This is a genomic window from Bradyrhizobium sp. 4, from assembly GCF_023100905.1.
In the GTDB taxonomy this organism is placed as follows: domain Bacteria; phylum Pseudomonadota; class Alphaproteobacteria; order Rhizobiales; family Xanthobacteraceae; genus Bradyrhizobium.
Genome location: NZ_CP064686.1, coordinates 1,801,174 through 1,813,643 on the forward strand (window position 1 = coordinate 1,801,174; position 12,470 = coordinate 1,813,643).

7 protein-coding genes are annotated in these 12,470 nt (G+C 60.0%); all 7 read right to left on the minus strand.

Translation table 11 applies throughout. The annotated features are described in order from the left end of the window. Nucleotides 1-9 precede the first annotated feature (9 nt). On the minus strand, nt 10-1,167 hold the full coding sequence (locus IVB45_RS08235; protein WP_247357105.1) for an acyltransferase: 1,158 nt from the start codon (nt 1,165-1,167) through the stop codon (nt 10-12). A gap of 214 nt (nt 1,168-1,381) precedes the next feature. Further along, nucleotides 1,382-5,290, minus strand: a complete 3,909-nt coding sequence (locus tag IVB45_RS08240; RefSeq protein ID WP_247357104.1) for an RHS repeat protein — start codon at nt 5,288-5,290, stop codon at nt 1,382-1,384. A 479-nt stretch (nt 5,291-5,769) separates the two neighbouring features. Continuing rightward, a complete protein-coding gene (locus IVB45_RS08245; RefSeq protein ID WP_247357103.1) occupies nt 5,770-7,161 on the minus strand; it encodes a hypothetical protein in 1,392 nt (463 codons plus the stop codon). Then, nucleotides 7,158-8,432 carry a glycosyltransferase family 4 protein gene (locus tag IVB45_RS08250; protein ID WP_247357102.1) on the minus strand — a complete coding sequence of 425 codons (1,275 nt, stop codon included), beginning with the start codon at nt 8,430-8,432 and terminating at the stop codon, nt 7,158-7,160. Before IVB45_RS08250 ends, IVB45_RS08245 begins: the two co-directional genes overlap by 4 nt. A gap of 27 nt (nt 8,433-8,459) precedes the next feature. Further along, nucleotides 8,460-9,818 carry a glycoside hydrolase family 5 protein gene (locus IVB45_RS08255; RefSeq protein WP_247357101.1) on the minus strand — a complete coding sequence of 453 codons (1,359 nt, stop codon included), beginning with the start codon at nt 9,816-9,818 and terminating at the stop codon, nt 8,460-8,462. A 22-nt stretch (nt 9,819-9,840) separates the two neighbouring features. Beyond that, complete coding sequence (locus IVB45_RS08260; protein ID WP_247357100.1) at nt 9,841-11,022, minus strand: glycosyltransferase; 1,182 nt, start codon at nt 11,020-11,022, stop codon at nt 9,841-9,843. 222 nt (nt 11,023-11,244) lie between these two features. After that, a complete protein-coding gene (locus IVB45_RS08265; RefSeq protein WP_247357258.1) occupies nt 11,245-12,330 on the minus strand; it encodes a glycosyltransferase family 1 protein in 1,086 nt (361 codons plus the stop codon). Nucleotides 12,331-12,470 lie beyond the last annotated feature (140 nt).

The following is a 12,470-nucleotide window of genomic DNA, read 5'->3' on the forward strand; positions in this document are numbered from 1 at the left end:
GGGCGGACGTCAGTTGGCGGCCTGCTCCGTCTCGTCGAAACGCACGGACGTCTTGGTGGCAGGCGCCTTGTTGGTGACAGACGTCTTGGCGGACGATTGCGCTTTGCGAGGCGATCCAAATCCGATGTCGGCCGCACGATTGATCAGGCGCCGCGCCGGGTTCTCGAAATAGGCATAGGTGCGATCGGCGATGATGGTCAGGATCGCGCAGCAGGCCAGGGCGAAGAGGCCAAATTGATCCGGACGCAGCCCAAGCGCGGTCCATAACGGCTTGAACACGGCGATGAGCACGGCGTCGTGCAGCATGTAGATCGAATATGAGGTGTTGCCGAGCCGCCCGAGGAGGCGGCTGCCGGGAATTTGCACGAAGGCGCTCTCCCCGACGGCGGTGAGCAGGATCGCGCAGGAGAACAGAATGATGGCCAGATCCGGCTTGGCGAAGACGTTCAGAACAAGCACGGAGATCCCGAACAGGGCGATGCCGGCGAAGACGACCGGCTTGTGCCGATACGGTTGCGACAACCTGAACAATATGGCGAGCAGGATTCCATTCAGGAAGCTCGGCAGCGCACGGAGCATCCCGTAGTCGTAATTGGCTCCATACATCTGCGATCGTTCTTGCCAGATCGGCAGATGGCCGTGGGCCAGGACCAGATAGAGCGCGGCAACGCTGGCGGCCAGCACCAGCGGATGGACCTTGCGTGCAAGCAGCATAAGCAGGGGAAAGATCAGATAGCAGAAAAATTCCGCGCTGATCGACCAGGACGGAGAGTTGAAGCTCAAATGATCGGTAACGCCCCAGGCTTGAAGCAGCACGAGGTTGTACAGGAAGTCCAGCGGCGTGGACCTCGCCGATCGGTCCAGACCGAACCCGATCAGCAATGCGAACACGAGTAGAGTCAGAAGATGCAGCGGATAGATCCGCGCGATGCGGCGGATCATGAATCGGGAATATGCCTTGAGACCACGGGCGTCAGAGGGATAGGAATAGGAGATCACGAATCCGGACAAGATGAAGAACATGTCCACGAAAAGGCCATAAGATCCGTTCCAGACCGGTGCAACGCCGCTGTCGATGGTCTTCAGATGGAAAATGAAAACGCCGAGAGCGGCAACGAAACGATAGAAGTCGAGAACGACGAACCGTCTGGCTTCATTGGCTTCCATCGTGTGTCGAATTCCTTGCGTGACGCTACCTTCTGCTTAGCGGTGAATTGTGACGCAAGTTCGCTGGGCCGCGTTCGACGGCAGGCGAATAGCCATTATGCGGCTTATGCCTCGCGACAAGGCAGCCGCCTAATTATTGAACGGCGCCGGAACTTGCCTGAGCTGGCCCCGACGCCTGAGATGTTGATGCGATCCTGCAGACAATTCACCGTGGTCAGACGAACAGGAAATCGTGGCTCGTCAGGCTGGCGACGTTGACATTCTTCAGGAGGATCGAGTCGCTGGCCGAAAGCGTGACCAGGGCGTTCGCGCCGGACTGCGTGATTTGCAGATGGCTATAGTCCGCGGCGAGGAGCTTCGAGATCTGGAGCACGTCGTGAGTGGCGGCGTTGCCGGCCTGGAAGTTGACGATCTGGTCTTGGCCGTGATCGTAGGCGATCGTGGTCGAGCTCGGCGCCGCCGAGAACAGGTCATTGCCGGCCCCGCCCTGGATCGTCACGCCGGTGGCAACCGCCGTGACGTTGTGCGTGCCATCGGTTTTGGTGGCGTCGAAGAACTGGAGTGCGTTGGCCGAATTGTAGTTCTCGTGTTGCGTCGTGCCGGCCTGTCCGTTGAAGTTGAACAGGAAGACGTCCTTCGAACCGTCGGCATTGTTGGCGATCTCCTGGGTCTTGGAACCGGAGCCGTCGTAGATGTCGGTCAGCTTGCTGCCGTCGTTGTTGGTGACCTGGGTATAGTCCAGGGTGCCATCGGCGTGGGTCCGGGTAAGCTCGACGATATGCCCGGAGGCATCGAGGTGCTGATGCTGTGTGGTGTAGGACTGCCCCTTGATGTTGTAGCTCCAATTGTCCGACGTGCCATCGGCGTTGGTAATGTACGCGGCGGTTTTGACGCCGTTGGTGTAGGCGGTCGTGGAGCTATAGCCGTCGATCTTCGTCGTCACCTCGCTGGTCAGAACGCCCTTGGCGTCGTACCAGTCCGAGGTTTTGGTCCCATCTGAGCTCTGGACAAGCGTGAAGGCGAGGCTGCTATCGGCGTGGGTGCGCACGATGTTGGTGAGGAAGCCGGTCGAATCGTAGCTGTCGTGCTCGTTCGTGTAGGTCTGCCCCACGATGTTGAACTGGAAGACGTCCTTCGAACCGTTGGCGTGGTAATCGGTCTCCGTCATCTTGACGCCGGAGGCATTGTAGTTGCTCACCACGCTGCCGTCGCTATTGACGACCTGGCTGTAGTCGAGCGACCCGTCGGCGTGCGTGCGGACGACTTCGGTTGTGACACCGGAGGGGTCGAGGTGCTGGTACTGCGTGGTATAGCTCTGACCTGTAATGTTGTAGCTGTAATTGTCGTGGCTCTGGTCCGCATTGGTGATGTAGGCGGCGGTCTTCACGCCGTTGGTGTAGATCGTCGTTGCGCTGTAGCCGCTCGTCTTTTCCAGGACCTCACTGGTGAGAATGCCGCTGGCGTCGTACCAGTCCGAGACTTTGGTGCCGTCGCTGCTCTGCTGCAGCTTGAAGGCCAGGCTGCCATCGGCGTGCGTGCGAACCAGCGAGGTGAGGAAGCCTGCCGCATCGTAGATATCGTGCTCGGTCGTGTAGGTCTGGCCGGTTATGTTGAGAAGCCAGATATCCTTGCTGCCATCGGCGTTGTAGTCGGTTTCCTTCGTCCTCGTTCCCGCTGCGTTGTAGTTGGTGACGACGCTGCTGCCGTCGTTGTTGATGACTTGCGTATAGTCGAGCGTGCCGTCCGCATGCTTGCGGGTCACGGCCGTTACCTTGCCGGATGGATCGACGTGTTGGATCAGTGTGCTGTAGCTCTGGCCGGTGATGCCATAGGCGTAATTGTCCTGGCTGCCGTCGGCATTCTTGACATAGGCGTTGGTCTTGACGCCGTTGCTGTAGAGCGTCGTCGAGCTGAAACCGTCGGCCTTTTGGACGACTTCGCTGGTGAGGCCGCCGGCGGCATTGTACCAATCGGTCGTCTTGGTACCGTCCGTCGTTTGCGTCAGCTTGAACGCCAGGCTGCCATCGGTGTGGAGGCGCGTCAGGGTCGTGAGAAAGCCGGTCGTATCGTAAACGTCGTGCTCGGTCGCATAGTTCTGCCCCTTGATGTTGTAGGTCCAGACGTCCTTGCTGCGATCGGCATGGTAGTCGGTCTCGATCAGCTTGACCCCCGTGGCGCTATAGGTGGTGATCACGCGACTGCTGTCGCTGTTGTAGACCTGTGTCGAATCGAGCGAGCCGTCGGCATGGCTGCGGACCACCGAAGTGACCTTGCCAGTCGAATCGAGGTGCTGGACCTGGCTCGTGTAGCTCTGCCCCTTGATGTTGTAGGTATAGTTGTCCTGGGTGTGGTCGGCGTTCTTGACATAGACCGTGGTCTTCACGCCGTTGGTGTAGATGGTCGTCGAATAATAGCCGTCCGACTTTTGCAAGACTTCGCTGAGAAGCGTGCCGGTCGTGTTGTAGGTGTCGGTGGTCTTGGTTCCGTCGGTAGCGAAATGGACGGAGGTGGTCTTTACGCCACCGGTGTAGCCGATCGCGTCTTTGGACCCGTCGGTGTAGACGATCGTGGTCGAAATAGGCAGTCCGCTTGCGTTCAGGCCGGTGTCCGCTTTCGACAGGAGGTTGCCGCTGGCGTCATACGTTTTTGTGCTGCTCCAGGTCGCGGCCGAGTTCGTGACCGAGAAGGAATGGCCGCCCTGGATCTTGGACAGTGCGCTGCCGTAATGCGCGATCATATAGTCCATCGTCGCTTTCGAAGCGACGGGCAGGACATGCGAGTCGGTTAGCGTGATGGTTTTAAGCGCCGTCGACGTGCTCAGGTCGGACAGTTGCGGCACGATCTCGGCAGCCGTACCGCTGACACTGGTTCGGGTGTCCGGCGGAATCGGGGTGGTCGCAGGCGCGTCGATCTCGATGATCAGCGGGTGATCGCTGACCGGAATCGTAATGGTGCTGACGTCCGTGTAGCTCGCGATCGCGGTGGTTCCGGTCAGCGTGTCGTACACCTTGACCGAGTGATGCATGCCACCCAGATTCACCGTGACCGTCTGGGTTGGATTGGAGATCTCGGCATCGGCCGCATCATTCCAGAGCTTCGGCTCCGCCCAAACGACCAGCTCGTAGGCGCCATTGCTCTTGCCGAGCACCATGCTGTTGCCCGAGGCCGGCATGTTGCTCAGCGTGTAGTTCAATGGATTAGTCGGCTGCAGGCCGCCCTTGCCGTCATCGGCCAGAATGCTCGTCAGGTTGTGAATTGCCGTCGCGGCGAGCTTCGGCGTTCCGTCGGAGTTGAATAAGCCGAAGTTGGCTTCGGGATTGGTGTTGCTGGCGGACGAGTCGCGGTCGAACATCTCGTAGAGATAGGTCGCGCTCACGCCAGCCTTGTAGGCATCGACCAGGGTGTTCAAGATCGACTTGGCCTGCACCGTCTCGTCGACGCCGAGATATTGAGTGTTGGCCTGGGTGGTGTAGCCGGTCTCCGTAATCACGACGGGCTTTCCCGGCGCCGCGGTCGAGACGGCGCTCAACGTGGCGGCAAGTGAGCTGCTGGTCGTCAAGCTGGTGCTGACATAGGCATGCGCATTGGCGAAATCGGCCGAGCCCGACATGTTGCCGAGCTGGCTGTAGCCTTGGGGATCGTTGTAGGCGAGCGACAGATTGAACACGGGAATGCTGGAAAGCGTGCCGTCTGCCTTGACCGCCTGATAGAGCGCGCTTTGGAACTGGGACGCGGCGCCAAGGCTCGAGCTGCCATTGTAGCTGAAGGGCTGGTGATTGGCCTCGTTGAGGCCCTCGATGGCGCTGATGCTGCCCGGATGGCTCGCCACGAACTTCTCGAGCGAAACGATATACTTCTGAAGGCCGGCCGCACCCAGCTGGGGTAGGGCGGATGACACCAGGAAGTCGAACTTGTAGCCGGCAGCCGCCAGCCCTTCAACGACCGGTTGTGCCGCGGGGCTGGTTCCCATCGCGTCGCGCAGGTGGGTGACGCCGAGATACTTCAGGTCATCGACCATCAATGCGAGGTTATTGTAGTCGGTCCACCCGAAGCCGGCATGCGTGTTGACGCCGATGGAGTTGATGAAGCCGCTTGCGGAGAGGATGGTTTGATCTGACGACATTTCACACTCGAATTTCTACGCGAACGAAATTGCTCGCAGGGATTTGCGTTCAACCTTCTCGATCGAGTGTGAATTTCAGATAAAAATCGGAGCTACAAATCGAGAGCGATCAGCAGTTCCTCGCAGGAACAGGTCGACTCTGATTCAAGACAATAACGATGTCGTGCCGACGCAGCATGACCTGAACATGGCGCTTCCAAGAATTCGCAGAGTTTCACTGCTGAATAAATTCGCATGTCGCGCTTCAATGATGCATGTGAGTTCGGGCGTGGATGCGGTGAAACGTCAGGTCGACCCGATGCGCTGGTAGAATTTTGCCGGTACGAGCAAACCATTCAGTATTCTCGTACTGGTTGACAGTCACTTTGCCGCATTTTGGGGCGAAGTAGAGAGTTCCACGGTAGGAACTTCGCGAACACGAGCGGAGTGTCAGTCGCCTCAGCTCCAAAGAGGATTTGTGACGGGAACCGGTCGACAGATCAGCTTGGGCGGGCCATGAGGAGAAAGTTTCCGCGCCAGCCGACCGCAGCCGTGACGATTGCGGCGATGACGATTTTTCCGGCAAGCCACGTCACCGGTTCGCTCGGCGCATGACTTAACGACGCGATCAGGATGGCGGCTGCGAGCGCCTGAAGCACTAGGGGCCAGCGCGGGAACGCCTCGAATCTGAGGGTAGGGCCAAGCCCGGCCGAGATCGCTGCGAGCGTGGCGATCGAGGCGCAGGTGACTGCTGCTTGCGGCGACAGGCCGGCCCAGACCGCAACCAGGGAGAACGCCGCAACCATTGCAAGCTGCCCGGCAGCGACGAGGACGAGCCTTGTCGCGAGCTTTTCCAGGTGGGGAACGACCGCGATCGTCGCCTGCAGGTGGGTATGGAGGAAATAGAAGGCCGCCACTGCCGGCCCTGTCGCCAGGAAGCCCTCGACGCTCTCCCGCGGGACCAGGATGCGGGCCGCGTCCGGAATGAAGGCGACAAGCCCGCCCAGCAGGACCAGGGTCGTGCAGATCATGAACTCGAACATGTGCCGCGCCGATTGTCTCGATGTCGTGGCGCTCCCGTGCTCGAAATCATTGACCACTTCAGGATAGCTCACGGTGTGGATCGCCGCATTGAGGACCCAGAAGGGACGTTGCAGCAGGTCGAGCGCAATGGAAAATCCTGCACCGGCTCCTGTGGCGCCGAGTCGCCCGACGACGATGATACGAAGCAGAACCGGCACGGACAAATGGATCACGGACGCGCCGGCTGCAAGCATGCCGTAACGCGAGAAGTCCTTCCAGTCAGCCAGCATTGTTCGCAGCGACACGCGATCCAGCGGCGTGCGATATGCGATGAGACCGGCAAGGAGCCCAAGCATGTGACCCAATGCGATGCCGAGCAGCGTCGCTTCGGCCGTGCCTGAGATCATTCCGCCCGAGACGGCCCCGCCCAAAAGAGCCGTCGCACGCAAGGCAAGAAGGCAGGCGGCGGTCCCCAGCCGGTTCGACAGACGTACCGATAAGAAATACAAATCGGTCGAGCCCTGAAGTACGGCCACGCTCAGGCCGAGGACGACCAGCCGTGGCGTGAGGCCGCTGATCAAGGAGGCGCAGCTCCCGACGGCAACGAGCGCGCCGGCGCTCATGAGCGCGGCTGCAAAGAGCGACGATCTCAGTCGAGCAGCCTCGCTCTCCTTGGCGGCCGCAAGAAAGCGCAGCCCCGCGAGCTGCAGCCACTCGAACATGAGGACGCAGAGCAATTGGCTCGAGGCCATTGCGAGGGAATAATTGGTGTAGTCGGCGGCAGGCAACAGGTGACTGATCACAAAGATCAGGATGATCGCTGCTGCGCTTTGGTAAACGTAGCCGGCGATCGCGAAGAGACGTGTCATCTCGGAATGAAGCTACTCTTTGGCACTGCATGCGCATGCGGCGCCCCGGCTATTGCCGGGCGCACCGACGACATCCGTTGCTGACGCAGTTGTTCATACAGGTTCTTGTACGACGACAATACGTCGGAAAAGATCCACTTGTTCGTGTCCGCGATAAGCCGCCGGCTGATCTCGTCGATCTTGTGTGGATCCGCCGCGATTTCGCGCATGCTCCTGGCCAGAGATTGTGGATCCGCTTCGGTCAACCACCCCGTCATGCCATGCTCGATCGCCTCCGGCATGCCGCCAAAGTGCGTACCGAGCAGCGGCCTGCCCGCCGCCTTGGCATCCGCGACGACGAGCGGGCCGGGATCGTGCCAGATGGACGGCGCGACCACGACGTCGACTTGCCTGTAGAATTCATCGGGAGATACGAATCCCATGAACTCGACCCGCGCATGCGGCGCCAGTGCTCTCAGGCGCTGTTGCTCCTGATCGCTCAAGCGGCCGGCAATCATCATCCGGATCCGATCAGGCGGCAGCATGGCAAGCGCTCGCATGAGATTGTCGATGCCCTTCTCCTCGGTGATCCGTCCGATGAAGCCGAACGTCACTTCCGTCGTGCAGACAGGCCGCGGGTAGGGTGAGCGCGGCGGCTCGGTCGAGGCATTGCGGATGACGGTGCGGATCGGCGTTTCGGCAAACATGCCCATATCGGTGTGAATGGACAGGACGCGCTCGCTGACGCCGACCACGGCATCGAGCCAATGCGTCGCCCGCTTGCGGTGGTACGTCAGGATTCCACAGCTCGTACAGGTGCGTTCGCAGGAGTGGCCTTTGTCGAAGCGGGAGCAGCGTGGACACGTCAGATAGTAGTCATGAAGCGTGTGCAGGACCGGAACTCCGAGCTTGGCGGCTACCCGCCAGATCGCCGTGGTCAGGCCCGATAAATTATTGGAATGCAGCACGTCCGGCTTGAAGGCGCGGATGCGCTCCGCGATCATCGGGGCCTGGATCTGCCAATCGTCGATCGCATGCCAGATGCTGCGTTTCACGACGTTCTTTTGCTCCGTGAACGGCGCATAGACGTTTTGCACCGGTGCGGAATAGACGTTGATACCGTTGCATAATTCACGCCCCTGCTCGGGTGCGGATGCGGCGCGCACCACCTCGACCTCGTCGCCGCGCTGAGCCAGGCCCTCGGCGAATCTCCGCGCGAAGATCTCTGCTCCGCCGACGATCTTCGGTGCCTGCGGGGTCGGATAAAGTGTGGATGTCAAAAGGATCTTCATCGCGTCAACCTCTTTGTGCCGATCCGATTACCGTGCCGGCCGTATATCCAGTGCGGGAATGGCGTCATTATTGGCGGCGATCAGGACCGGCGTGCTCGAAACCGGCAGCCAGATCCCGGAGGCGGGCCTTGCGGTTGCATCGCAGGGCGCCGCGAAAGTCGCACCCGGCAGATCGCCTCTGATCCGGACCTCGTAGCGTCGATCCGGATCTTCGGACCAGACCGCGACTTTGCCGCCGGTGGTCGAGGATGCTCCGATGGACATCACCCCGGTGGCAAGGCTCCTACGTTCCGCGGTTAGGGTGGAGCGAATGAATGCCCAGGCGCCACGCGCCGCGCAGGCTACGGGTTTGGGCGAATTGTCGAAACCGTAGACGCCAAAATTGTCCTCCAGCTCGGCTGGATTCTGGCCACTGTTCTTGAGCTCATAAATCCACATCCCCTTGAGCCAGCGCGCCGCTGTCGAGGCCCACAGGATGAGCTGTGCCGTGTTGTCGGCCTGGGCCTGCTCGCTGACACCGCATTTGTTCGCAGCCGTGGTCCAGCCAGTTTCGGTCACGTAAATGGGGAAGTCGGGATTGCCGCTCGCTTGGCCGACCAGCCGATGGAACGCAGTGAGCCGGTCGATGATCTCGGTCGAATTGCGCTTCGACGGCGCCATGCAGAAATTGTAAAGATGAATCGAGGCGCCGTCGGCGTATTGAAGAATCCCGGTTTGCAGCATCTTCTCCGTCCACGTCCATCCGGGATCGTCGCCGATCGCGCCGACGACGAAAGGCGCATTCGGCACCGCCTGCTTGACCGCCGGCCGTGCTGCCTTGGCGAGGGCCAGGTAATTCTCGGCTGAGAATGCAGCGTCTTTCTTCGCTGCCAGATTCCACTCGTTCCAGAGTTCGAAGATCGGGCGCTGTGGCGCGATCGATCGCGCTGCCGCTGCCGCATAGTCCGCGAACCGCTGCCGGGCTTCGTCCGTCGTCGGGGGCGACGAGTTCGGCACGAGGTGATGACCGAATGCAAGAATGAGGAGCGGCCGGGCGATGCCGGACTGAACCTGCGCGTCGAGCCTGCCCAATCGCGGCGTGAAGCCCATCCGGCGGCCAGGCAATTCGAAATCAGACCAGGGAAAATCATCGCGGAAGGCGTTGAAGCCCAATTGCTTGATCTGACCGACGTTCACGGAGGGCACGTAGCCTCGCGAACTGACCGGCCCTCCCAGTCCCTGATGGGTGCCGATACCCAGCAGGAATCTGCTCTCAAGCGTTTGAGCCTGTTGAGCGCATACCGGGACCGACAGAGAAGCAGACGCGATGACGCTCGCGATCCAGAGCAGCCCGTTGCGACCCAAGGTGCGGTGGCCTGCCATCGCCTGGATCATACTCGTCATCATGTCTCGCCTGCCGCAACTCACCTCAAAAAGGCTTCGAGAGGTCCGATTGCAGCGCCACGTTCTGCTCGGCTCCGCTCTTGCTGTCGTCGAGGAGTTCGACATAGACCTGATGCAACTGGCGGTGTGTCTTCTGGACGTCATAAAACTGCTTGAAGCGGTCGTAGCCGCGTTGACCCAGGACCTTGAGATCCAGATCGAGCATCCGTCGGAAGCCGTCGATGAGAGGTTGAACGGCAACAGGTTCGCAAAGCACGCCGGTGACGCCGTCAACGACGATTTCAGGGAGCGCTCCGCTGTGGAAGGCCAGGATGGGCTTGGCCGCGCGCATCGCTTCCAGAGCGACGAGGCCGAAGGCCTCCCATCGTGACGGGATGACGACGAGATCGGCCGCCTCCAGCTGAGTCTCGATTTGCTGACGATCCAGCCAGCCTAGCAGCGAGACGTTGGCGGGAACCGCAGCTCCGTCGAACTTGTTGACGACGGAGGCGCCGACAATGCGAACATCCAGGACGTCTTCGAGGGATCGTGCGGCCTCGATCAGGAGATCGAAGCCCTTTTGTCGATCAAGCCGGCCGATGAAAAGGACCTTGGCCTTCTTTGAAGTCCAATCCGTTGCAACGCCGTGCGGCAGCGGGCGGCTCTTGGAGATGCCATTGTGCACCAGGGTCAGACGGTCAGTCGGAATTCCCGCCCGGACCGCTTCATTGAATTCATCGCCGGAAATGCAGATGATACGATCCGACGTGCGGGCCAGAAGAGTCTCTGCAGCTTTTGCCGCCAGATGGCTCAGGCGGCCGGTTTCTCGCGAGAATGCCCAGCCATGCGGGCAATAGACGACGCGAGGACCTTCAGAACGAGCGGCCAACGCGGGCCTGAGAACGAGTCCGGCAAACGACGAATGGAGATGCATCACGTCAGGCTTGAAGGCGTCGAGCGCCTGCATGCTCGCCCGCAGCATCTGAAACAGTCCGGCGATGCTGCGGCCCGATCTGTCGAAGGTTGTGATCTGGCTGTCATCGATTCCAACGAGGTCGTGGCGATGATCCGATGGCACAACATAGTGCACGTTCTCCGCGCCGAAGCTCGCTTGCTGCTGCGGATGCAATTCGTTCAGGTAGCTCGCTATCCCACCCCGGATGGTTTCTGCGACATGCAGCACCTTCACCGCCTGCCTTGCGGAGGATTGAGTTGGGAAGATCGACATGGCGCATCCTTAATTGAGCATCAACGGATGCGATCACATTCCATCCAATCCATAGCGAGATTTAGGCAGCGGTGTGGTGTTGTTGCGCCGCGATGTTGAAGCTCGCTTCCTTCGAAGTCGAACGTGCGCATGGAACTCGCTGGATGCCGAACCGCCGTCGGCGTCGTGCTCGAGCAACTGCGCGCAAAATTTGAGCGCTTCCGCCAAACCGGCGGCGCCTCGCTATGCTCGCGATGCGAGAAAACCCAGCAATGCTCGCGCCGAGTCTTGCCACGAGTATAATGCAAGACGATCCTGTTGCTTTCTGCGCTCCTGATCAGAGATTGCGCCAACTGCCAACCTTTCGAGCATAAGCTGTTGCAGCGCTCGAGCATCGTTGGCGGAAAAATAAGCAGCTGCTTCGCCGCACGTTTCCATCACCGCGTCAGCCGTGGAGGATATGACCGGACAGCCGAAGATCATGGCTTCCAGTGGCGGGACACCAAAGCCCTCGTATAGAGAGGGAAAGACAAACGCCAGGGCGTGTGCATACAGAGCTGCAATCTCCCCGTCCGCCAGGCGTCCTGCCAGAAGCAGGCCCGATTCGCTCTCGCCCAGATTGTCTTGAAATACCTTGCTGTTATCTCCGCCGACAATGACGAGCGGAACGTCTTTTCGTTCGAGTAGCCGCGCGGCCTCAATCGCAACGGCAAGATTCTTGTTCTTGGTTCTGGAGCCGACAAAGAGAAAATATTTTCCCGGCTGAAGCCCTAGTCGGTCGAGAATACCGGGATCAGGCGTTGTGGACGCGAAATGCTCCGCGCTGTTGGGGAATATCGGAATGTCCGTTTTCGACAGGCCAAGCATTGCAGCCAGTTCATTGCGAGAAAAGGCCGATACGGTCGCGATCGTGGCCCGGCGTGCAAGCAGCCGACCCATCGTTCGGTGGACGGCCAGATAGCGCCAATTGAAGAAATCGGGCCGGCGGAAGACCTGTGCGTCGTGGATGACGACGATATGATCGCGATGAAACACAGGTCCGGCATTGGCCAGACTGATCAGGCGACCTCCAGCGGCGGCGCGCGCAAGTTCAATCTGATCCCAGGCATGTCCGCTCAACCGTCCTATCTTGCGAATCTTGATGCGAGTGAGATTGATCGTTTCGCTCGTCTCGCTCGGCACGAGCAATTGCCACTCTGCTCCTCTGAGGGCAGCGGGCAATTGGTCGGACGCAAGCAAGACATCGATCGCTTTGACCAGTTCGGCGGCATAACGCTGAACGCCGGTCAGTTTTTGCGAGAGAAAGCGGCCGTTGATGAAAAGTTTCAATTGTGTGCCGTTCGGGTTGCCGATGCCACAAAGCGTGATCGCGATGTGTGCTTTCGGACCAAATGTGAGCACGGAAAGAAGCAGCCTGAAGGCACGGAATTATGACGACATCGATCGCATGATTGCGCTGTTCGTTGGGC